This window comes from Nocardia fusca NBRC 14340, from assembly GCF_001618425.1.
Lineage (GTDB): Bacteria > Actinomycetota > Actinomycetes > Mycobacteriales > Mycobacteriaceae > Nocardia > Nocardia fusca.
On record NZ_BDCU01000033.1, the window covers coordinates 36,971 to 58,843 of the forward strand.

The 21,873-nt window shown below is 69.3% G+C and carries 22 protein-coding genes and 1 pseudogene; 14 read left to right on the forward strand and 9 right to left on the reverse strand.

Translation table 11 applies throughout. The features are described from left to right. Positions 1–78 precede the first annotated feature (78 nt). The 3 genes from NF4_RS22130 (at position 79) to NF4_RS22140 (ending at position 2,454) form a co-directional block, all read left to right on the forward strand. The gene (locus NF4_RS22130; protein WP_063129293.1) at positions 79–657 is read left to right on the forward strand and encodes a TetR/AcrR family transcriptional regulator; all 579 of its coding nucleotides are present in this window, start codon (positions 79–81) and stop codon (positions 655–657) included. After that, the gene (locus tag NF4_RS22135) at positions 654–1,859 is read left to right on the forward strand and encodes an NADH:flavin oxidoreductase (RefSeq protein WP_063129294.1); all 1,206 of its coding nucleotides are present in this window, start codon (positions 654–656) and stop codon (positions 1,857–1,859) included. The genes NF4_RS22130 and NF4_RS22135 overlap by 4 nt, the downstream gene beginning before the upstream one ends. A 178-nt stretch (positions 1,860–2,037) precedes the next feature. Next, positions 2,038–2,454 (forward strand): hypothetical protein, encoded by a 417-nt coding sequence (locus NF4_RS22140; protein ID WP_063129295.1) that lies wholly within the window; start codon positions 2,038–2,040, stop codon positions 2,452–2,454. 103 nt (positions 2,455–2,557) lie between these two features. Here NF4_RS22140 and gad read toward each other — a convergent pair whose 3' ends face one another. Continuing rightward, positions 2,558–3,997, reverse strand: a complete 1,440-nt coding sequence (gad, locus tag NF4_RS22145) for a glutamate decarboxylase (protein ID WP_063129382.1) — start codon at positions 3,995–3,997, stop codon at positions 2,558–2,560. A 315-nt stretch (positions 3,998–4,312) separates the two neighbouring features. On the opposite strand from gad, the gene NF4_RS22150 reads away from it, so the two are divergent. Together NF4_RS22150 and NF4_RS22155 are read left to right on the forward strand one after the other, a co-directional pair. Next, positions 4,313–4,738, forward strand: coding sequence for a VOC family protein (locus NF4_RS22150; RefSeq protein WP_063129296.1), 426 nt, complete (start codon positions 4,313–4,315; stop codon positions 4,736–4,738). Between the two features lie 17 nt (positions 4,739–4,755). Continuing rightward, positions 4,756–6,396, forward strand: a complete 1,641-nt coding sequence (locus tag NF4_RS22155; RefSeq protein WP_063129297.1) for an MFS transporter — start codon at positions 4,756–4,758, stop codon at positions 6,394–6,396. A gap of 126 nt (positions 6,397–6,522) precedes the next feature. Here NF4_RS22155 and NF4_RS22160 read toward each other — a convergent pair whose 3' ends face one another. From NF4_RS22160 to NF4_RS22175, 4 genes are all read right to left on the reverse strand, one after another. Further along, positions 6,523–8,085 carry a bifunctional phosphatase PAP2/diacylglycerol kinase family protein gene (locus tag NF4_RS22160; RefSeq protein WP_232330598.1) on the reverse strand — a complete coding sequence of 521 codons (1,563 nt, stop codon included), beginning with the start codon at positions 8,083–8,085 and terminating at the stop codon, positions 6,523–6,525. A gap of 84 nt (positions 8,086–8,169) precedes the next feature. Beyond that, complete coding sequence (msrA, locus tag NF4_RS22165; RefSeq protein ID WP_396941598.1) at positions 8,170–8,637, reverse strand: peptide-methionine (S)-S-oxide reductase MsrA; 468 nt, start codon at positions 8,635–8,637, stop codon at positions 8,170–8,172. 137 nt (positions 8,638–8,774) lie between these two features. After that, positions 8,775–9,587 carry a class I SAM-dependent methyltransferase gene (locus NF4_RS22170; RefSeq protein WP_063129300.1) on the reverse strand — a complete coding sequence of 271 codons (813 nt, stop codon included), beginning with the start codon at positions 9,585–9,587 and terminating at the stop codon, positions 8,775–8,777. Between the two features lie 183 nt (positions 9,588–9,770). After that, positions 9,771–10,151 (reverse strand): hypothetical protein, encoded by a 381-nt coding sequence (locus NF4_RS22175; protein ID WP_063129301.1) that lies wholly within the window; start codon positions 10,149–10,151, stop codon positions 9,771–9,773. A gap of 319 nt (positions 10,152–10,470) precedes the next feature. On the opposite strand from NF4_RS22175, the gene NF4_RS22180 reads away from it, so the two are divergent. Then, positions 10,471–11,724, forward strand: a complete 1,254-nt coding sequence (locus NF4_RS22180; protein ID WP_063129302.1) for a cytochrome P450 family protein — start codon at positions 10,471–10,473, stop codon at positions 11,722–11,724. Between the two features lie 336 nt (positions 11,725–12,060). On the opposite strand, the gene NF4_RS22185 is transcribed toward NF4_RS22180, so the two are convergent. Next, entirely contained in the window at positions 12,061–12,528 is a 468-nt protein-coding gene (locus tag NF4_RS22185; RefSeq protein ID WP_063129303.1) for a hypothetical protein, read from the reverse strand. Between the two features lie 213 nt (positions 12,529–12,741). Between NF4_RS22185 and NF4_RS22190 the strand changes: the two genes are divergently transcribed. The 3 genes from NF4_RS22190 to NF4_RS22200 all read left to right on the forward strand — a co-directional run bounded on the left by NF4_RS22190 (position 12,742) and on the right by NF4_RS22200 (position 14,491). Next, on the forward strand, positions 12,742–13,080 hold the full coding sequence (locus tag NF4_RS22190) for a hypothetical protein (RefSeq protein ID WP_063129383.1): 339 nt from the start codon (positions 12,742–12,744) through the stop codon (positions 13,078–13,080). Between the two features lie 65 nt (positions 13,081–13,145). Then, the gene (locus tag NF4_RS22195) at positions 13,146–13,550 is read left to right on the forward strand and encodes a MarR family transcriptional regulator (RefSeq protein ID WP_084533334.1); all 405 of its coding nucleotides are present in this window, start codon (positions 13,146–13,148) and stop codon (positions 13,548–13,550) included. Positions 13,551–13,612: 62 nt separating this feature from the next. Further along, positions 13,613–14,491 carry a bile acid:sodium symporter family protein gene (locus NF4_RS22200; protein ID WP_063129304.1) on the forward strand — a complete coding sequence of 293 codons (879 nt, stop codon included), beginning with the start codon at positions 13,613–13,615 and terminating at the stop codon, positions 14,489–14,491. Between the two features lie 18 nt (positions 14,492–14,509). Here the strand turns inward: NF4_RS22200 and NF4_RS22205 are convergent, their stop codons facing one another. Then, positions 14,510–14,980 carry a MarR family winged helix-turn-helix transcriptional regulator gene (locus NF4_RS22205; RefSeq protein WP_084533335.1) on the reverse strand — a complete coding sequence of 157 codons (471 nt, stop codon included), beginning with the start codon at positions 14,978–14,980 and terminating at the stop codon, positions 14,510–14,512. A 56-nt stretch (positions 14,981–15,036) separates the two neighbouring features. Here NF4_RS22205 and NF4_RS22210 point away from each other — a divergent pair, with 56 nt between their 5' ends. Both NF4_RS22210 and NF4_RS22215 read left to right on the forward strand, forming a co-directional pair. Next, positions 15,037–15,936 carry an amidohydrolase family protein gene (locus NF4_RS22210; RefSeq protein ID WP_063814668.1) on the forward strand — a complete coding sequence of 300 codons (900 nt, stop codon included), beginning with the start codon at positions 15,037–15,039 and terminating at the stop codon, positions 15,934–15,936. Continuing rightward, positions 15,894–16,313, forward strand: coding sequence for a PaaI family thioesterase (locus NF4_RS22215; RefSeq protein WP_063129306.1), 420 nt, complete (start codon positions 15,894–15,896; stop codon positions 16,311–16,313). Before NF4_RS22210 ends, NF4_RS22215 begins: the two co-directional genes overlap by 43 nt. 52 nt (positions 16,314–16,365) lie before the next feature. On the opposite strand, the gene NF4_RS22220 is transcribed toward NF4_RS22215, so the two are convergent. Continuing rightward, positions 16,366–17,199, reverse strand: coding sequence for a sigma-70 RNA polymerase sigma factor region 4 domain-containing protein (locus NF4_RS22220; protein ID WP_063129307.1), 834 nt, complete (start codon positions 17,197–17,199; stop codon positions 16,366–16,368). 191 nt (positions 17,200–17,390) lie between these two features. Between NF4_RS22220 and NF4_RS22225 the strand changes: the two genes are divergently transcribed. Both NF4_RS22225 and dhaL read left to right on the forward strand, forming a co-directional pair. After that, complete coding sequence (locus NF4_RS22225) at positions 17,391–17,639, forward strand: hypothetical protein (RefSeq protein WP_063129308.1); 249 nt, start codon at positions 17,391–17,393, stop codon at positions 17,637–17,639. 653 nt (positions 17,640–18,292) lie between these two features. Continuing rightward, positions 18,293–19,982: pseudogene (gene dhaL, locus NF4_RS40290) on the forward strand (dihydroxyacetone kinase subunit DhaL). Positions 19,983–20,165: 183 nt separating this feature from the next. Here the strand turns inward: dhaL and NF4_RS22245 are convergent. Continuing rightward, positions 20,166–21,125 carry a zinc-binding alcohol dehydrogenase family protein gene (locus NF4_RS22245; RefSeq protein ID WP_063129312.1) on the reverse strand — a complete coding sequence of 320 codons (960 nt, stop codon included), beginning with the start codon at positions 21,123–21,125 and terminating at the stop codon, positions 20,166–20,168. A gap of 68 nt (positions 21,126–21,193) precedes the next feature. Here NF4_RS22245 and NF4_RS22250 point away from each other — a divergent pair, with 68 nt between their 5' ends. Next, positions 21,194–21,829 carry a TetR/AcrR family transcriptional regulator C-terminal domain-containing protein gene (locus tag NF4_RS22250; RefSeq protein WP_063129313.1) on the forward strand — a complete coding sequence of 212 codons (636 nt, stop codon included), beginning with the start codon at positions 21,194–21,196 and terminating at the stop codon, positions 21,827–21,829. Positions 21,830–21,873 lie beyond the last annotated feature (44 nt).

Consider the following 21,873-nt stretch of genomic DNA (forward strand, 5'->3'; position numbering starts at 1 on the left):
GGCGTAGTCGCCCAGCGTTTTCAAACAGTATTTCAATCAATGATTGAAAACCCACCGGCACAGTGGTTCACTGGCCCCATGCCCCAGCGAGTTTCGGCCGCGACCCGGGAACGCCTGCTCACGGCCGCCGAACGACTGCTGCTCACCGAGCGCTACGACGACGTCTCGGTACGCCGCATCTGCACCGAGGCCGGAGCGAACCCCGCCGCCGTCCACTACCACTTCGGATCCAAGGAAGCCCTGGTGGCGGCCCTGCTCGAAGAACGGCTCGGGGCGCTGTGGGCCGACCGCCTCACCGAGGTCACCGCCGCCGCCGGACCCGTGGCCGATCTCGTCGACGCGGTCCTGGCCCCGTTCACCGACCTGGCCGCCGACCCGCTGGGCCGGCTGCACCTGCGGTTGCTCGCGCAATGCGTGATCGACCGGCAGGTGGGCCCGTGGCAGCAGCAGTGGTTCCGGATCGACTCATGGGCCGGCCTGCTACCCGGGGTGGGCGAACCGGAGAGCCGGCGCCGCTGGATGCTCGCGTTCGACCTCGTCATCATGCGATTCGGCCGCGCCGCCGCCGAGGACCGGGCGCTGAGCCCACAGGCCGTGGCCACCCTGCGCACCTTCGTCGTGGCCGGTCTGACCGCACCGACAGGAGATATCTCGTGACCGACGTATTCGCCCCCGCCCCGCTGGGGCCGCTCACCCTCCGTAACCGGGTGATCAAGGCCGCGACATTCGAGGGACGCACCCCGGACGCGCTGGTCACCGACGACCTGATCGAATTCCACCGGGAGGTCGCGGCGGGCGGGGTCGGGATGACAACCGTTGCCTACTGCGCGGTCGCGCCCGGCGGCCGCACCGACCGTCACCAGATCTATATGCGCCCCGAGGCGGTGCCGGGCCTGCGCCGGCTCACCGACGCCGTCCACGCCGAAGGCGCGGCGGCCAGTGCCCAGATCGGCCATGCGGGGCCGGTGGCCAATTCCGCGTCCAATCGCCTGCCCGCGCTGGCGCCCAGCCGGCTGTTCAGCCCCCTGGGGATGAGCCCGATGAAGGTGCCCGACGCGGCCGAGATCCACGACCTCGTCACCGCCCACGCCGACGCGGCACTGCTGGCGATCGAGTCCGGATTCGACGCGGTGGAAATACATTTCGGGCACAACTACTTGGTGAGTTCGTTCCTGAGCCCGCTGCTGAACCGGCGCAAGGACCGCTACGGCGGCCCGCTCGAGAACCGTGCCCGGCTGGCTCGCGATATCGCCCGCCGGGTGCGCGAGGCGGTCGGCGACCGGATCGCGGTCACCGCGAAGCTGAATATGGAGGACGGCGTCCGCGGCGGTCTCACCCTGCCGGAATCGTTACAGGTGGCCGCATGGCTGGAAGCCGACGGCGCGCTCGACGCGCTGGAGCTGACCGCGGGCAGTTCCCTGCTGAATCCGATGCTGCTGTTCCACGGCGCGGCACCGCGCCGCGAGTTCGCGAAAACCCTGCCGGGGCCGGCCCGCTGGGGTTTCCGGCTGATCGGGAAGGCGTTCCTGCGCGAATACCCGTACGAGAAGGCGTATCTGCTCGAACGCGCGCGGCAGTTCCGCCGCGAGCTGGCCATGCCGCTGGTGCTGCTGGGCGGTATCACCGACCGGGAGTCGATGGATCTGGCGATGGCGGAGGGGTTCGATTTCGTCGCCATGGGCCGAGCCCTGCTGCGCGAGCCGGATCTGTTGCACCGTATCCGATCCGACGCGAACACCGAGTCCGCCTGCGTGCACTGCAACGAATGTATGCCGACCATCTACAGCCGCACCCGGTGCGTGCTCCGGCTCGATCAACTCGAGCCCACGGTCCCGGATACCTCGACCGCCGGCGAATAGGCCGCGAACGGCGCATGGGAACCACCTGTTCACAAAAATCGTCGACCCCAGTTAACGAACACCTATTGAATGCGCCGTTGTTTAACGGTACGGTCTAGGCATCAGAGCACAGCCGCACTTCCACAGTGCAACTGCTTCCGCCACCGCCCCCGGGCGGCGCTACGACCGAGGACGAATCATGCACCGAACCACACGCACCCGCCGACTCGCCGTCCGGATCGCGGCCACCGCCGCGATCGCCCTGGCCCCGCTGGCGCTCACCGCCGCGCCCGCGCTCGCCGACAACGGCGCCCCCGTCGTCGCCGACAACGGGGGCGAGGTCCAGGACGTGAGCCGCCCCGGCCGCCACGGCCACGGCCACGGCCACGGTTACGGCGATCGCGGGTGGCACGGCCGCCACGACCACAGCTGGAACGGCCGGCACGACAACCCGGTCGACTGGAACCGCGGCCGCAACCGCCACGACCGGGACCGGGACCGCGGCTGGGACCGGGGCCGGCACCACAACCACGGCTGGGATCACGGCCACCACCGTCCCGGTTTCGGTCTGCCCTTCCCGCGGCTCTACCTGCCCGGCACCGGCAGCGCTTTCTGAGACCTGAACAACGGCACATCAATCAAGTGTCGATAGGCCTCGGGCAGGCCCGGCCCGAGACAGCGAACCGGCCGGCCATGGCGACTGTGCCGGCCGGTTTCGCTCACCCACCCGTCGGCCGCGCTCCCGCCCGGTGCGGGCGGATCTCGGCGCCGTGTGAGAACGCCGCGGCCTCGGCGCCGCGCTGCGGCGCCTGCTGGGCGCGCAACCGCGGCAGCGCGCGCTGCAACGCCTCGATCAGCAGGTCGGCGAGGTCGTGGCTGAAACCGTTGCGAACCACCACCCGCAGCACCGCCAGATCCTCCCGGTCGGCCGGGAAGGTGTAGGCGGGCACCAGCCAGCCCTGTTCCCGCAGCGCCGCCGAAACATCGAAGACCGAATACCCGGTCTCGCCCTCGGCCAGCGTGAAGGCGAAGACGGGCAACTGTCGGCCGTCGGTGATCAGCCGGAACGGGCCCAGCCGCGCGATCCGGTCGGCCAGCGCGGACGCGACCTCCCGGCAGTAGCCCTGCACCCGCGCGTAGCCGCGGTGCCCGAGCCGCAGGAATGTGTAGTACTGCGCCACCACCTGCGCGCCGGGCCGGGAGAAGTTCAGCGCGAAGGTCGGCATCTGCCCGCCGAGGTAGTTCACCCGGAATACCAGGGCCTCCGGGAGAGCGTCGGCGTCGCGCCACAGCACCCAGCCCACCCCCGGATAGATCAGCCCGTATTTGTGGCCCGAGGTGTTGATCGAGGTGACCCGGGGTTGCCGGAAATCCCATTCCAGTTCGGGATCGCAGAACGGCGCGATCATGGCGCCCGACGCCCCGTCCACGTGCACGGGAATATCCCAGCCGTGTTCGGCCTGCACCCGGTCCAGCGCCGCGCAGATCTCGGCGACCGGTTCGTAGCTGCCGTCGAACGTGGACCCCAGGATCGCCACCACCCCGATCGTGTTCTCGTCGCAGCGGGCCGCCGCCTCCGTGGCGGTGAGATGGAACCGCTCCCCCGACATCGGCACCACGCGCGGCTCGACATCCCAGTACTCGGCGAACTTCTCCCAGCACACCTGGACATTGATCCCCATCACCAGGTTGGGTCGCTCGGTGGACTGTCCGGCGGCCCGGCGCTTCAGCTGCCACCGGCGCTTCATGGCCAGTCCGGCCAGCATGCACGCCTCACTGGAGCCGGTGGTCGAACACCCGACGGCATGATCGGGGTCGGCGGCGTGCCACAGATCTGCCAGGATCCGCACACATCGCTGCTCCAGTTCGGCGGTGCGCGGGTACTCGTCCTTGTCGATCATGTTCTTGTCGAAGCATTCGCTCATCAGCACCTGCGCCGCGGGTTCCATCCAGGTCGTGACGAAAGTGGCGAGGTTGAGCCGGGCGTTGCCGTCGAGCAACAGTTCGTCGTGCACGATCTGGTAGGCGGTGTCGCTGTCCAGCTCCCCGGCGGGCAACCGGTTGCGGGGTACCTCGACCGGCTCCCGGGTGAACACCGGATTCACCGCGATATCGTCCCGGTCGGAGCCATCGGGCTGAGACGGATGAGTCAATGCCATGGAGACCTCCACCAGCATTCGGGCCGGACGTCGCACCGCCCGGGCGGGCAGCGACCCCGAGTATCGCCTGGCGCACCGCCGATCCGACGCACAGCGCCCCGGCGGGTCGGGTACCGGCTCCCTTCCCGCAAGGCCCCGGGTGATCGCGCGGCGCCGACCACCCCGCATCTGGGCGGGATGTGCCCCGGGGCCGGACCGCGCGGGCTACGCTCGGCCGATCGGTCCGTGCGCCGGCCACCGAGCCCGGCGTCGCCGGATCGTGGCATTCCCCCTGGTAATACATCCGCACATCCGCATCACCAGAGGAGGAGACCTGTGAAATCCGTCAACGCGTATCTCATGTTCAACGGCAACGCCGAGGAGGCGTTCACCTTCTACCAGTCGGTGTTCGGTGGCGAACTCCAGCTCATCCGGTTCGGCGATATGGGCGAGGGGGCGAACCTGCCGGACGAGGCCAAGAGCCTGGTGGCGCATACGGCACTGCCGCTGGCCGGGACCGGCCAGATACTGATGGGCTCGGACTGCCCGCCCGGGCAGACCGTGGAGGTTCCGCGGCGGCCGAACTTCACCGTCTGCCTCGAGGTCAGCGACCGCGACGAAGCGGAGCGGGTGTTCGGTGCGCTGAGTGAGGGCGGGTCGGTGGATATGCATCTCGCCGAAACGGAGTGGACCGAACTGTTCGGCATGCTCACCGACAAGTTCTCCATCCCCTGGATGATCGACTTCAACTCGTCGCAGTAGCGGCCGCCCGCATCCCTATGAGCACCGGGCAACCCGAGGCCCCGCCGGCACGATCCGGTTCCGGAACGGTGCTGGCCGTGCTGTGCGCGGGCCAGTTCCTCATGGCCCTCGACAGTTCGGTGATGAACGTATCCATGGCGACCGTGGCACAGGACCTCGGGACGAGCATCACCGGTATCCAGACCGCCATAACCCTGTACACGCTGGTGATGGCGTCGCTGATGATCACCGGCGGAAAGATCGGCGCGATCGTCGGCCGCCGGCGCGTTTTCGCGATCGGTTTGGTCGTGTACGGTCTGGGGTCGTTCGTCACCGGGCTCGCGCCGAATCTCGCCGTCCTGCTGGTGGGCTGGTCGCTGCTCGAGGGGATCGGCGCGGCATTGATCATGCCGGCGATCGTGGCCCTGGTGGCCGCGAACATCCCGGCCGAACGCCGGACCGCGGCCTACGGTCTCATCGCGGCCGCGGCCGCCGCGGCGATCGCGGTGGGCCCGCTGCTGGGCGGTGCGGTGACGACCTACGCCTCCTGGCGGTTCGTCTTCTTCGGTGAAGTGGTTGTGGTCGTGCTGATCCTGCTGCTGTTACGCAAGATGAACGACACCTCCGCCGAACAGGCCCACCTCGACTACCTCGGTTCGGCGCTGTCGGTATGCGGCCTGGCCATGATCGTGTACGGCGTACTCCGCTCGAGCGAATGGGGCTGGATCCAGGAGCGGCCCGGCGCCCCGGCCGTCTTCGGCCTGTCCCCGGTGATCTGGCTGCTGCTCGGGGGACTGCTCGTGCTGTACCTGCTCCGCGAACGCCTGGCGGCCTGTGTCCGCACGGGGCGCGAACCGCTCTTCGACCCGGAACTGCTGGGCAACCGGCAGCTCACCGGCGGTCTGGGGATGTTCTTCGCCCAGTTCGCGGTGCAGGCCGGCGTGTTCTTCACCGTCCCGCTGTTCCTCTCGGTGGTACTCCAGCTCAGCGCGCTCGGAACCGGCGCCCGCTTGCTGCCGCTGTCGGTCGCATTGATCGTGACCGCCGTCGGCATCCCGAAATTCGCACCGCGCGTGGGGGCCCGGCGCGTGGTCCGCCTGGGCCTGCTCGCCATGACCATCGGGATACTGCTGCTGGCCGGCGGAATGGCCCCCGGGGCCGACGCGCGCGTGGTCGCGATTCCGATGCTGTTGATGGGCGCGGGTCTGGGTGCGCTGGCGTCGCAACTGGGCGCGGTGACCGTCTCCGCGGTGCCCGAATCGCGCAGTGCCGAGGTCGGCGGGCTGCAGAACACCGCCACCTACCTCGGTGCGTCGCTGGGCACCGCGCTGATCGGCTCCATCCTGATCGCCACCCTGACCTCGTCGGTCACCGAGGGGATCGAGAACGATCCCGCTGTGCCGGCCTCCGTCCAGCAGCAGGCCACCACCGTGCTGGCCGACGGCGTCCCGTTCCTGTCCGACACCCAGTTGCGCGACGCACTCGCCGCCGCCGGAGTGGACGGACCCACCGCCGATTCGGTCGTCTCGGTCAATACCGCGGCCCGCCTGGACGCGCTGCACACAGCGTTCGCGGCAACGGCGCTGCTGGCCGTGCTCGCGCTGTTCGGCACCCGGCGGCTACCCGAACGGCCCTTGGCGCAGGCGGAGGACGACGCCGGTCCACCCGCTTCCGGATGATCCCGTACCCGTGCATCGGTCACCGGCGCCTTCATCTCGGGTAGTCGGCAGCGGACTCGGACAACCGCCGCATACCGAACCCCGACTCCCGAACAGGGCACCCGAGATCTCGCGGTGCCGGACCGCTCAGCGGAAACGGAAAAGGTCGGGCAACCACGGAGCCCGGCGGTGATGCGGACGGCTGCGGTTGGCCCACAGCGGATTCGATTCGTCACGCCGGTACACCGTGAGCTGGCCCGCCACCGAGAAGCGCAGATGGGTGGCGCTGCCGAACACCTCACCGTCGGCCGCCAGCGATTCGGGCCGGGGCAGGTACACGAACAGCTCCGACAGTTGCCGTTCCCCGTAGACCCGGCTGTGCCCGATGGCGGCCAACAGCAGCGACACCACCGCGCGGGCGCGGGACCAGCGCAGATCGGCCCGCAACCAGCGCACGTCGAGCAGTCCGGAATCGAGCCGGTCCCGGAACGCCGGGACGGCACCGTGCGGATGGTAGGGGCCGTTGCCGACGAAGAGGAACCACACCCGCTGCCAGTGGTCGTCGAGATAGATCTCGATCGGTTCGGCCCGGCGCAGGGTGACCACGAGCGCCGCCGCGAACGCGGGCCACTTACCCCACCGCGGTTGCCATTTCTCGCGCAACCGGACCAGATCCGGGTAGGAGCCGAGGCTGAAGGTGTTGATCAGGTGCCGGGTCGCCATCTGGGTCGCGTCACCGTACTGGACACCGGCGATATCAACCGCGACGGCCTCCCCGACACCGGTGGCGTCGACGACCTCGAGCAGATCGTAGACACCGAGGTCGCGGGCGAAATGATTGAGCGTGCCGGTCGGGATCACCACCAGCGGCAACCCGCGGCGTAGGGCGACCGCGGCCACCGCGGCGACGGTGCCGTCACCACCGGCCACCCCCAGGGCCGCGACCGGCTCCGACTGTTCGGCAATGGCCTGCGCGAGGAGTTCGGCGCAGTCGACATCGGGCCGGGTGCGCAGCACGACCGCGGCGGGCAGGGCCGCGGCGATATCGTCGGTGGGGTCGTAGTTGGCGTCACCGGACACCGGGTTCACCACGACGACGAGCCCTTTGCCCTCCGCGAGCACCGGCGCCTCGCGGACCAGCCGGGCCCGCGCCTCATCGGATTCGCGCACCGGCCACCAGCGCCGGGTGGCCAGCGCGATCCCGGAACCCACGGCGGTCCCGACGAGGACATCCGAACCCCAGTGCACTCCCGTGTGAACCCGGGAGTAGGCGACCGCCGCGGCCAGCGGCGCCACCGCCAGCGCGGTGCGCGGGCTCTCCATCGCGACCGCTGTCGCGAAGGCCGCGGCGCTGGCACTGTGCCCGGACGGGAACGACGACGAGGACGGGGCCGGGGAGAGCCGCCGGGACTTCGGCATCAGTTCCGCGGCCGGACGGCGGCGCGCGAACACCGGCTTGAGCACGATATTGGCCACGAAGCTGGCACCGGCCACCGAAACCACCCCGCGCAACGCCGCCCGCCGGGTGGCCCCCCGGCGCACCGCGAGCAACCCCGCGCAGGCCATCCACAGGACACTGTGATCGGCGCTGCCGGTCAGCCGCAGCAAGCCCGCATCCAGCCGGGAGGCCGGCAGTTCCGCCACCGCGCCGCCCACCGCGCGATCGAATCGTCCTATTCTCTGGAACCTACGGCGCGCCCAACCACTCACTCGCCCGACACTACTCATCACCGCGGCCGGGCCGCGAACCGAAGCGGCGCGGGGACCGACCCCGGCCGCTCCGATACCCGGTGCCTACTGAGCGGTGGTCTGCCGCCGCGGCAGCTTCCAGCCGGGCCGCGGGAAGTGGCAGGTGTAACCGTTCGGGAAGTGTTGCAGATAGTCCTGGTGTTCGGGTTCGGCCTCCCAGAATTCCGGGGCGGGCGTCACCTCGGTGACGACCTTGCCCGGCCACAGGCCCGAATCCTCGACGTCGGCGATGGTGGCCAGCGCCTCCCGCTTCTGCTCGTCGTCGACGTAGAAGATCTCCGAGCGATAGCTGCTGCCGATATCGTTGCCCTGGCGATCCTTGGTGGTCGGATCGTGGATCTGGAAGAAGAATTCCAGCAGCGCCCGGTAGTCGGTCTGTGCCGGGTCGTAGACGATCTCCACGGCCTCCGCATGACCCGGATGGTTGCGGTATGTGGGGTGATCGTTGCGCCCGCCGGTGTAGCCGACGCGCGTCGATACGACTCCCGGCTGCTTGCGGATCAGCTCCTGCATACCCCAGAAGCACCCACCGGCCAGGATCGCCTTGCGCGTTTCGGTCACGCTTCCTCCTCAGTCCTCCGCTTTCCTGCCCCGGGTACAACCCGCGACCGGGGCAGGAAAGTCCCGTTCCCTGTCCGACCGGCGTGTGGTCAGGCCCGATGCGCGGTCACCAGCAGATACTCCCATTCCATCCGGCCGTTGCCCAGATCGTGCGCGGCGCCGAGCTCGGCCAGTTCCCGATCCAGCCGCGCGGCCCGGTCCGGCTCGTCGGCGAGGGTTTTGTACACGGTGACCAGGGGACCGTAGTTGACCTTGAAGAAATCGCGGAAGGCGGCGCCGTCGGCGAAGCAGTCGACCACAGCGTGGTCCCGGCGCAGCTCCAGATCGGTCACCCGGTCCCCGAGCAGTTCCGTGACATGCGCTTCGTCGCCCCACAGCGGCGGCGGCTGCGCACCGGGCGGTGGGACGGGGGCGTACGGCTTCATGACGGCGAACATCCGGCCGATGAACCCTTCCGGCGTCCAGTTGATCAGGCCGATGTTCCCGCGCGTCCGGGTCACCCGGACCAGCTCGTCGGCAGCGGTCCGATGAGACGGCGCGAACATCACCCCGACGCAGGAGAGCACGGCGTCGAAGGCACCGGAGTCGTAGGGCAGGTCTTCGGCGTCGGCCTGTTCCCAGGTGAGCTCGACACCCGCGGCGGCGGCATTGCGGCGGCCGGCCTCGAAGAGTTCGGGGGTGAGGTCACTCGCGACGACCTCGGCGCCCGCCTCGGCCGCCGGTATCGCCGCGTTCCCGGCGCCGGCGGCGATATCCAGTACCCGCTGCCCGGGTCCGATACCGCAGGCGGCGACCAGCCTCCTGCCGAGTCCGGGAATCACATCGGCGGCCACCCGGGGGTAGTCGCCGGAGGCCCACATCGCTCTGTGCTTGCCTTTGAGGTCGGGCGCGAACTGCGTCATCGTCTGCTCCTCGGGGTCGATGGAACCTGGAACCGCTCACGGCAGGTCGCGCCCTCCGGACAACTTCGCGGCCGCCCTCTGTCATCGTTTCGCCGGTTCAACGGCGTGCCGAGCTCGTCCCATTGTCCGCCCCGGCGGCCTCGCGCCGCAAACCCCGGATTCCCGATCCCGCCACCGCGACCATCACGGAACCGTGTCGCCCGAACGCACCGTCACCGGCCACGCACCGGACCGGCCGGATGCGGCCGCGGCGGCCTGACACAACGGTTCGCCGAGATCGAGAGCTTCGCCCGAGACCGCCCGACCACCGCGGCACCGGGAAGCGCACCGGCCCGCTATCGGCATCACGTCGGTGAGATCCCGGCCGCCGGCCGTGGCCTGTCCGCCGCCATCGAATCCGCTCGGCGCTCGGCGGGCAGTGAGCCCGGGGCGTTCGAGACCCGCGCCGGTCTCGAAGTCGTACTCGGCGAGATCATCGAACTCGATCGGGCCGCGGGTAGGGTGCGCGCCGACTGCACGGTGGCCGACGTCTACATGATCGTGGGCGCCCTGTCGGGCGACCATTCGCACGACCGCCGGCGACCGGCGCAGACTACTGGCCGTAGTCCTCGAACGGGTTGCGCCCCTGAGAGATCGCGGGCTCGCGTGGCAGATCGCGCACCACGACCGTAGAGTTCTCCGGGACAACCAGCGGGCGCTTTCGGTCCGCCACCGAGCGCACATACCTCCGGCCCGCCCGCAGTACCCCACGGCCAGGGTTACCAAACATAATGTGCCGTAAGGTAATTCATTTTCGGCTCCAGTAGGGTGCTACATCGTGCCGAGATGACGGGCCGACCGCTCGAAAAGGTCTCGGCATATCGCGACCAGTCTGGAGTCATCCTTGAGCACACCACCACCCGATACCCACACCCCACCCCGCGCCGTCCACGGCTCACCCTTCGCCGACGGCGGCCCCCGCATCCCCCTCTACGCACCCGAATTCGCCGAGGACCCCCACCGGGTATTCCGGCAGATGCGCCGTGAACACCGGGCGATGGTGCCGGTGGATCTGGCTCCCGATGTCCCCGCGACCCTGGTCATCGACCACCAGAGCGCGGTCCGCATCCTCAACGACCACGAGCACTTCCCCGCCGACCCGCGCACCTGGCAGCAGAGCATGCCCGCCGACTGCCCCGTACTGCCGATCATGGAATGGCGGCCGATCGCGGCGCGCAGCACCGGAATCGACCAGCAGCGGTACCGGGAGGCGAATGTCACAGCGCTGGCCGAGGTGGATCTGCACGCCATCCGCGCTGCGGTCGAAGAGATCGCGGTACCGCTGATCAGCTCCTTCTGCCAGACCGGGCAAGCCGATCTGCTGATGCAGTACGCCTTCCCGCTGGCCTTCGAGGTCTGCAACACTCTGCTCGGCTGCCCGCCCGAGATCGGCCGGCAGGTCGCGGCCGGTATGGCCGCGATGTTCGAAGGTGTGGACGCCGACGAGGGCAACCGGATGATCGGCGCGGCCCTGGCCGAACTGGTGGCGCTCAAGCGCACCGAGCCGGGCAACGATGTCACCTCGATCCTGCTCGGCCATCCCGCCGAACTGGACGAGGTGGAGATGATCCACCAGGTGACGAGCCATTACGGCGCGGGCATCGAACTACAGCAGAATCTCATCGCCAACACGCTGCTGCTCATCCTCACCGACGAACGTTTCGGCGGAAATGTCCTCGGCGGCAGCCTGTCCACCCGCGATGCTCTGGACGAGGTGCTGTTCGACAACCCGCCCATGGCCAATTTCCTCATCACCTACCCACGGCAACCGATTCTCGTCGACGACGTCTGGCTCCCCGCCCACCAACCCGTCGTCATCAGCATCGCCGCCTGCAACCACGACCCCTCCATCCGCTCCGACGACCACCGCGGCAACCGCTCCCATCTCTCCTGGGGACTGGGGCAGCGCAACTGCCCGGCGCAGACACTGGCCTATCTGATCGCCCAGGACGCCATCGACCAACTGCTGGACGCGCTTCCCGAGCTGGAAGCCGATCTGCCCCCCGAGGGTCCCACCTGGCGCCCGGGCCCGTTCCACCGTTCCCTGACGGGGCTACCGGTGAAATTCCCGCCGTCACCACCGTTCACGTTCCGCTGACATCCCGGCCACCCGCCCGAGCGACCCGACGGTCCGTCACCGGACACCGGCACCGACCAGGTCCGATCGGCACGACCGGAAGCGGCCGGATAGCGCGCGGGCACCGCAGCACCGGGCCAGACGCGTCGCTGTAGCGTCCCTTTCTTGCCAACCCGGCCTCGAACAACGCTATCGCAGCGACCCCGCTGCACCTCGGTCAGTGAAATCGTCGTCCTCATAAAACTGCTCCCCGGAAGTCGGAACCGAATTTCTCAGACCAACTTCCGGGGAGCAGTTCACTTGCGCCCGGGCCCCTTCCACCGGTCACTCACCGCGCTGCCGGTGAAATTCCCACCGTCACCGCCGATCTTCCTCGGGTGACGCGGATGCGTCCCCGCTCCGGCCGCCGCGATGCGGACCTTCGATGGTGCGCGCGGCGCGCACCCAGACGCTCTCGATATCGAAACGGTCGGCCTGCCACGAGTCGGTGACCACCCGGACCCGGCCACGCCAGGCCCGCATGATCCGGGCATGTACCGGCCAACGCACGAAGCGCCGCATATCCCGCTCGCTGTCCCATACGGAGATGGAACCGCCGCGCAACTGCGCGGGGCGACCCCACAACCACACTCCGACCGCCCCCTGCAGCACCGGCCAGGTCTCGCCCAGTTCGAGTCCCTCCCGGTAGATCTGCTGGACATCTTTCTCCGATGTCGCCAGGAAATCGGTCACGCTGACGAACACCGTCCCGGCGGGGTCGGGACCGGGGCCCGGCTTCCACGGCATGAGCACCGTGCCGTCCGAGAACGGCGGCGCGGCGGTCACGAACCGGCTCGCACGGTGATGAGGTCGACGAAGGAAATATCAGTAAACATGCGCCTACAATATGCACATGTTTACTAATTCGCCAAGGCCCGTCCCGCGGGAACCCGAAAGGGGTTGAGCGGCATCCTTTTCGGGCACCCCGCTAACACGAACGCGACCGCGGCGATATGAGAGGCAATGGGTTTCCGAACCCGCACACCGAAGGAGAGCGCTGTGAAATCGACTGTCCGATACCTGTTCACCGGCGCGGCAGCGGTCGCGGCCCTGACTTTCACCGGCGCACCGCAGGCCATGGCCTATCCGGTCGGACCGTGGGGAGTGGAGGGTCCGTGCACCGGGCTACAGCCGAGCCAGTGCCCGTGGAGCCCCTCCGAGGACGGCCTCACCTGGTCTTACAAGGGGCATTCCTCGCACTACGACAAGACAGGCGGCTACGTCTGCAACACCAACCAGTGGGAACCCCTGCGCACCGCGTACTGCACCACGGTGATGACCCTGGTCCGCGCGCTGCCGCCGGTCCCGATCGGCGAGGTGCTCGGCGGGCAGAGCTGACCCGCCGGGGCGCGCAGGGCGGAGCCCGATTCCGGCGGCCCCGCCTGGTCGGCCGGGCGAAACGGATGCGCCCGCCGCTGGAACTACAGTCGTTCGACCTGGCCCCGCGACATCTTTCGCTGCTGTCGCTACTCCTGCTCGACGGCCCGCAGACCGTCTCACAACTGGCCGACCGGCTCGGTGTCGCGCCCACGACGGTGAGCCTCATCGTGAGCGACCTGAGCCGCAAAGGAGTACTGGTCCGCCGCGAGGACGACACCGACCGCCGGCGCCGCATCATCGATATCGGCCCGGCAAGCAGACCGCCCATCTCCGAGTGGCTCTCCCCCGGCGCGCACGCGTGGCGCACGGCCCTGGCACCGTTGACCCCCGCGCAGCGCCGCCTGGTGGTCGACACCCTGCTCGCCTACGAGGCCGCGGTCGCGGCGGCCACCGGCGAACCGGCGAACGACCCGGCTCCGTCCGAGTAGCACCCGCCCGCTTGACGGGACCCGAGGCTCCGGGCGACACTCGGCCGTCGGAAGGATGACGCATGGGGTCAATGCTTTTCGCGATCGCCCTGCCGTTGGCACTGGGTATCGTCATGTTCGGCCTGGGACTGACCCTCACCGTCGACGACTTCGCCCGGGTGGCCCGCTTTCCCAAGGCGGCGCTGATCGCATTGACCTGTCAGCTGATCGTGCTGCCCGCCCTCTGCTTCGGTCTGGTGCGACTGTTCGGCCTCGACGGCGCGCTGGCGGTGGGGATGATGCTGCTGGCCGCCTCACCCGGCGGCACGTCGGCGAATCTGTTCAGCCATATCGCGGGCGGCAATGTCGCACTGAACATCACGCTGACGGCGGTGAACTCAGTGCTCGCCGTCTTCACGCTGCCGATCGTGGTGGGGCTGTCCTATTCGGTGTTCCTGGACGACGGCACGGGCATCGGCCTGCAACCCGGCAAATTCCTCCAGGTCTTCGCACTGGTCCTGGTGCCGGTGGTGCTCGGCATGACGGTGCGGCGCCTCTTCGCCGCCTGGGCCCTGCGGATGCACACCGCCGTCAAGGTCGCCGCCGCGGTGGTGCTGGCACTGGTCGTCGTGGCGGCACTGGTCTCGGAGTTCGACGCCTTCACCGAGCATGTCGGGCAGTTGGGCGTCATCGCCCTGCTGTTGTGCGTGTGCAGCCTGCTCATCGGTTACGCGGTACCGCGCGCGTTCGGGGTGGCGCGGGCGGATGCGATCGCCGCCGGTATGGAGATCGGGGTACACAACGCGGCGCTGGCCATCACCATCGCGGTGTCCGTCCTGGGCAACGAGACCATGGCGGTTCCCGGCGCGGTGTACGGCTTCCTCATGAACATCCCCGCCGCCCTCGCCACCTTCCTCTTCGCCCGCTCCCGGCGCAGCGAACCGGCTCGGGCCCCGGCCTGACCGCTGCGACCGGCAACCTCAGTCCGGGCCGGGCGGACCCGCCTCGTCCGGCCGGTCCGGAAACGACGCGACTGCCGAATCGAGCGCGTCCAGCAATTCGGCGAACCGCGCCCGGCCGCCGACGCCGAGGGCGTCGAGAACGAGACCGTTGAGGACCCCATAGGTCTCCTGGGCCCGGCCGATCGTCGCCCGCCCGCGGGCGGTGAGGAACAGGGCGACCGCCCGGGGATCCTGATCGCTCACCCGCCGCTCGACGAGGCCGGCACCGCGCAGGCGACCTATCGCGGCGACCACGGCGGATTCGCCGAGCCGCAGACGCCGGGCGATATCACGCTGGGAGCAGCCCGGATCGTCGGCAATGACGGAAAGGATCCCGGCCTGGGCCGTGGTGACGCCGGCACTGTCGATCAGCAGGTGGTCGGACTTCTTGCGCAGCGAATGCGCCACCTGCTGGATCCGGCCGATCAATCGGTACGGGTCCCTTGCCATCCTGTCCACCTCTCAATACTTTGATAGTGAAGTATACGTCTCGGAAGGAGCCGCGCATGGGTGCGATCGACGTCTGGGCCCAGCAGGTGGGCCCGCGAATGGCCCGCGAGCCCTGGCTGGCCACCCTGCTGCGCTGGACCGGTAAGGACGCCGCGGAGATGGCGCCCGGTATCGACCTGACGCTCGCGCGAATGGACGCCGCCGGAGTGGATCTCGCGCTGCTGTCGGCCTGGTACGGGCCCGGCGGCCCGCTGATCACCAACGACGAGGTGCGGGCCGCCGTCGAGCACGCGCCCACCAGATTTCGCGGCCTGCTCGGAGTCGACCTGCGCGATCCCGTGCGTGCCGCCCGGACCGTCCGCGAACTGGCCGGCGACGTCTTCGTGGGCGTTCGGGTCGTGCCCTGGTTGTGGGAGCTACCGCCGGATCATCGGCTCTACTACCCCGTCTACACCGCGTGCGTCGAGGCGGGCGTACCGCTGTGTACCCAGATCGGGCACACCGGACCGTTGAAAACCTCGGAAACCGGCCGGCCCATCCCGTACCTGGAGCGGGTCCTGCTCGATTTCCCGGATCTGGTGGTGGTGGGTGGTCATGTGGGCTTCCCGTGGCTGGACGAAGTCGTCACGCTCACGGTCAAATTCCCGAACTTCTACGTCGACACCTCCGCATACGCGCTCGACCGGCTGCCCGCGGCGTTCCTCGACTACGCCCGGACACTGGGCCGCCGCCGCGTCATGTTCGGCACGAACTGGCCGATGATCGACCCGGTCCGGGCACTACGCGACCTGGCGGGGCTGAGCTGGGACGAGGAACTGCGCACCGATTTCCTCTCGGGCACTGCCCGACGGGTGTTCCGCCTGCCCGATGCCCCGGACACAGCGGTCCGGGCGCGAACACCCTCGATCCGCGGATGCGCGCACACATCACGAACAGCTTCGGACGTCAGGGGCTGATGGCGCACCTCGGCGCCCGCCTGATCACGATCGAGCCGGGCCACGTCGAGATCATTCTCGAGCACGCACCCACGCTCACCCAGCAGCACGGCTACTTCCACGCCGGCGCCACCGGCGCGATCGCCGATACAGCCGGCGGCTACGCGGCCCTGTCGACCTTCGATACCGCCGACTCGGTCCTGACCGTGGACTACAGCATCAATCTGCTCGCTCCCGCGCTCGGCGAGCGACTGGTCGCGCGGGGGCGGGTTGTGCGCAGCGGGCGGACCATCGCGGTGTGCTCGCTGGATGTCCACGCCCTGGACGGCGAGCGGTCGACCCATGTGGCGACCGGCCGCCAGACCCTGATCCGCCTGGCGAACCGTCCCGATCGCTGAGCACCGGCCGGATAACGGCGTAGGTCCGCTCGGCCGCGGGAGCGCCATCGGCTCATTCCCGGGAAGTGAACGGCCCCGCGACGATCCGGCTCCCGGTGATCGACAAATCGGCATCGAAATCGCATTCGATCACCGCGCTGGTGAACCGGGCCGATCGCTCGTAGATCTCGGATACGTGGCCGGTCAGCCAATGCGCGATGCCCAGGGATCCGACGCCCGTCACACCGGCGATATGGACGATGACCCGGCCGTCGGCCACCTGCCGGGCGAGGTAGCCGATATCGATCCGGCTCGTGCTGTCGGCACGGAACGGAGAGCCGTACCGGCGCCCGGAAGCCTTGTCGACGAGATACCAGGTGCCGTCGTTGTTTTCGAAGCCCAGGGCCTTGTCGGCGGCCAGCAGGCGCCGCGCCACCGGGGCCGCTTCGGGTTCGCAGATCACCACGGCGTCACCGGCCGGGACGTCCTCGGTGTCGGGCTCGATCTCGAATCGCGTGGACGCCATCGACAGGCGGGCCAGGTCGACTTCCACACGCTGTTGGGTCGCCTGGTAACTCACGTCGAAGTGCACATGGTCGCGCTCGTCGTCGTTTTCGGCCGGCCGGGGGATCCCGACCGCTACCGGGCCGACACCGAAGAACGCGCGTTCGGCCGGCGGAGCGTTCGTCCTGATCTGGCTTATCCGGCCTTTCGTCACTCCGAGTAGCTGCGCGATCTCGGTGAAACTGAGCCCGGCCCGATGCGCTTCTTCGATCGCCTCCCTGCGAAGTCTCGCCAGCTCGGTGGCTCGCTGCTGGTAGAGCGTGATCAGTTCGGTGGCCCGCTGACCACGGCGCACCGGGTCCGGATCGCTACGGACCTCGTCGAACTCGCCGGCTCCATCCACACTGTGGAGTTTAGAGGCGCTTGACGGCAACCCCGCAGCGGCCGTATGGTTCCGTTTATACCCCCTCAACCACAGCGGCCCTGCGCGACGCCCTGGTTTATCGGGGGTAAACAATTGTTCTGAACATGCTCCGCTCTTCCGGCCCGAGATAGACGTCGTTGTTCAATCCATCGAACCCGCGAGGTCAGACCATGCCCGAACAGCGCCCGCCGCTGCCCATCCGGACCACCAACCGAGCCATGGCCGCCACTCTGCGGCTGTGGCAGATCACTCGATGCACCGACCCCACGGTCCTGGAACGGGTCGCCGCCGGACTCCGTGAGCTACCCGACGAGCGCCCGCGAAACCAGCACGGACCCGACGCTCTCCCGGCCGAGCTACACCCCGGCGCGACCGCGCCGCACCGGGTCCGGCAGTACCCGGACGCCACCGACGCCTGACAACCACCCAGTGCAGAAAGACGGATATGCCACAGCAAGGCGAACCGGTGTGCAGGTGCCGCATCGCGCCCTGGATCCACACCGGAATGCTCGTACCGAAATCCTCCCCCGGGCTCTACTACTGCCCCGAGAAGCTGTATTGCCTCCACGGCACCCGGCTCGAGCACGGCCGGGTCGCGGACCATTGGCGCAACGTACCGGGCGAATGTCCCTGGGTAGGAATCCAAGTCGTCGACAGACCGATATGCGAGTGCGGGCGCGGACCCTGGATAAACCTCCGATACCTGCGAATCTTCCTCCGCACGAACCTCATCGGACCCGTCACCGCCATCGGCTGTCCGGGTCTGTGCCCGGGGACCCTGGTATCGGTGGACGACGAACGAATAGTCGATCATCCACGTGACCACCGCACCCGATGCCCCTGGTCCGGCACGCGGATCATCCCCATCGGCGCTCCCCCGCCGCTGTTCCCGTCGCCCCGCTGAGTCCACGCACGCCGGTAAAGCATTCGGGGCGGCCGATCGGTCCGTTGTCGGTCGCAGTCGCTCCCGGCCATCGCGGCCCGGCGCCGCTTCGTACGTCCACGATGTACGAACCGTGCAGCACGAGCTCAACTAGCATCGGTCAACAGTCGATCGAAGGAGAACGACACCGTGCGCCGACAGATCCTCAACCAGCCCGAGGCCGCTCCCGAGGAAGCGCTCGAGGGGCTGGCGCTCACCCACCCGACACTGATCGGCTACGACCGCACCCGCGGCATCGTCACCCGTGCCACCCCGGCACACGACAAGGTCGGCCTCGTCTCCGGCGGCGGATCCGGCCACGAACCCTTGCACGCGGGCTTCGTCGGTTACGGCATGCTCGACGTGGCCGTACCCGGCGCGGTCTTCGCCAGCCCCACGGCACTGCAGGTGCACGAGGGCACCGTGGCCGCCGACTCCGGGCGGGGCGTCGTGCAGATCGTGAAGAACTACACCGGCGACGTCCTCAATTTCCAGATCGCCGGCGAACTGGCCGGTGACGACAACGCCGTCGAGACCGAAGTCGTGCTCGTCGACGACGATCTGGCCACCCAGAGTGCGGACGACGACGGCCCCGGCCGCCGCGGCACCGCGGCCGTACTCGCGGTCGAGAAACTCTGCGGCGCGAGCGCGGAGGCCGGCGCCGATCTGCACACCGTCGCCGAGGTCGGCCGCCGCGTCGCGCGCAACGCCCGGACGCTCGGCTTCGCGCTCGGCGCCGGTACGCACCCCGGCGAAACCGCCCCGGCGTTCACGCTCGAGCCCGGCGAAGTCGAACTGGGTGTCGGCATCCACGGCGAACGCGGCACCGGCCGGGTGCCGTTCGCCGACGCCGATACGCTGGTATCGCTGCTGGTCGACCCGCTGGCCGCCGAACTCGGGCTGTCGCGCGGATCCGCGGTGATCGCCATCGTCAACGGTCTCGGCGGCGCCTATCCCATCGAACTGTCCATCGCGGCGCGCGCGGTGCACCGGCAACTCACCGGACGCGGTATCACCGTCGCCCGCTCACTGGCCGGTAGCTACGTCACCTCGCTCGATATGGTCGGGGTCTCGCTCACCCTGCTGCCCGCCGACGCCGATCTGCTTCCGCTCTGGGACGCGCCCGTGCGCACCCCGGCCCTGACCTGGTGAAGGAGCCTTCATGAACAACGAAGCACTACCCGCGGGATTCGGGCAACGTTGGGTGCACACCATGTTCGACGCCTTCCTCGACCGCACCGAGGCGCTCGCCGATCTCGACCGCCGCGCCGGTGACGGCGATTTCGGCGCCAATATCGCCGCCGCCCTCCGCCGCGCCCGCGACAACATCGACACGACCGACCCCGCCTCCTACGCGGACTGGCTGACCGCGGTATCCCGCGGTTTCCTCGGCACCGGTGGCACCAGCGGACCGCTGTTCGGCATGTTCTTCCGCGAACTCGCCCGCTGCACAACCGGTTCCGAACCCACCCTGGCGGAGTTTTCCCAGGGCCTGACCGCCGGTGTGGCCACCGTGCAGCGATACGGGAAAGCCCAAGTCGGGCACAAGACCATGGTCGACGCGCTCGCACCGGCCGCGGAAACCCTCGCCGCCCTCGCCACCGACAGCAACCCCGCCGCGGCCCTCACCGCCACCGCCGACGCCGCGGTGACGGGCGCGTCCGGCACCGTATCCCTGGTGGCCAAACGCGGCCGGGCCAGCTACGTCGGCGAGGTCGCGCGCGGCGTGCTCGACCCGGGCGCGGCCGCCGCCGCCCTGATCCTCCAGGCCGCCGCCGCGGCCTGCGAAGAGCCGCCGGGCGATATCGACACCGGGTGGCTCGGCGGCGCGACCGCCTGAGGCTGATTCTTGAACGGCATGAAACACTCCACCCCGTCGTCCGGCGGGCGTAGGGTGCCACAGCCGGTCACATCGCCGCCCTGATCGCGAGCGATCAGGGCTATGCCGATGGTGTCGGCGGTCGGCGGCCCGGTCTCCCGGTCGGACATGTTGCAGCGCGCGGCCGGTTCGACTCGATCTTGGTCACTCGGGTACGACGACGGCCCGGGTCCGCCCCTGGTGCGCCCAGGCCTCGCCGACGCGGCCGAGCGGGTACACGGTGTACGGCGCGTCGAAGGTGCCGTCGGCGAACCGGGCGAGGATGCCGGGAATCTCGGCGATCATCTGCTCCTTCGAGACCGAGCCCTTGCCGCTGCCGCTGACCCGGATCCGCCGGCTGCGCAGTAATGCCGCGGGCAGCACCGCCTCGGCTCCGGCGAGCGAGCCGATCTGCACGTAGTCGACCGCCGCGCTGTCATCATCCGGGCCGGACCTTCCCAATGCCGCGAAAGCGGCCTCGGCGACGGGGCCCCACACGTAGTCGAGGACGAGGGTGGGCTGCGCTTCGGCGACGGCGGCACCGAGAGCGGCCGACCAAGCAGCGGGCGCGTCGGGCGCGAGCGGAACAGTGACTACGCCTGAACCACGCAGCCGCTCCAGCGCTTCGCGGTCGCGCCCGACCGCGACTACCTGTTTCGCGCCGAGGGACAGCGCCGCCCGAACCGCCAGGCCGCCCGACACACCGGTCGCGCCGAGTACCAGCACGGTACCGAGTTCGCCCGCTTCCTCGCCCCGGGCAACCAGCGGCATCCAGCCCGAGAGGGCGGGATTGATACCGGCGGCGACCGCGAGCGGATCGGCCCCGGCGGGCAGCTCCACCTCGAACGGCGTGACCAGCCATTCCGCCATGGTCCCCCACGGCGACCGGGCGAAGCCTGTGAAGACCAGCCGCCCATCCACGGTCCGGGCCACCGCGTCGATGCCCGGCACGAGGGGATATACCCGGTCGCTGCCGTAATGGCGGCCGGAGGCCATCCCACGGACGACATGGTGCAGACCCGCGCCCACGAGTCTCAGCGGCGCCCGGCCCGGCCGCGGTTCAGGATCCGGGAAGTCCGCGCAAACCGGTGTCGTATCAGGGGTTTTGACGACTGCAGCACGCATGGCACACTCCTTAACTAAGTTAAATTCGCTGCCGCCCACTGTGCCTGAACTTTGTTAAGGTGTCAATCGTGGCAAAGGGAATCACCCGGGAGCAGATCGTCGCGGCGGCCCTCGAACTGCTCAACGAGCACGGCATGGACGCCCTCACCGTCCGTGCGCTCGCGTCCCGGCTCGACGTGAAGGCCCCCGCCCTGTATTGGCACGTCCGCAACAAACAGGAGCTGCTCGACGAGATGGCCACCTTCGTCATGCGCCGCGTCACCGACGCCCTCGCGGCGATCCCGCCCGGCGGCGACTGGCGTGATGCCGTAGCCGCCTACGCCCGCGTCCTGCGATCGGAGTACCTGCGGCACCGGGACGGGGCGCGCATCTTCAGCGGCACGCGCCTCGCCGACCCAGCAATCGTGAAAGCGAAAGAACCCTGGCTCGAGCGCTTGACCGCGACCGGGTTCTCACTGGCTGAGGCAGACGACACCCTCGATCTGGTCACCGCCTTCGTGGTCGGCTTCGTCATCGAGGAACAGGAACGCCGCCGGCCGACCGGCGACGACCCCGCGCGATACTCGCTCGCCGGACGGGACGCATGGCTCGGCGAGGGCGCCGAACTGGTCAAGGCCGCCGGACATCTCCGCGACGACGGCGACCCGAGGTTCGAACGGCAGCTCGGCGTTCTCCTCGACGGGCTCGCGGCCCGGCTGCCCTGACGGCCCGCCCGGCCGGGCCGTAGCGGTAGGCGGCCAACCAGTAA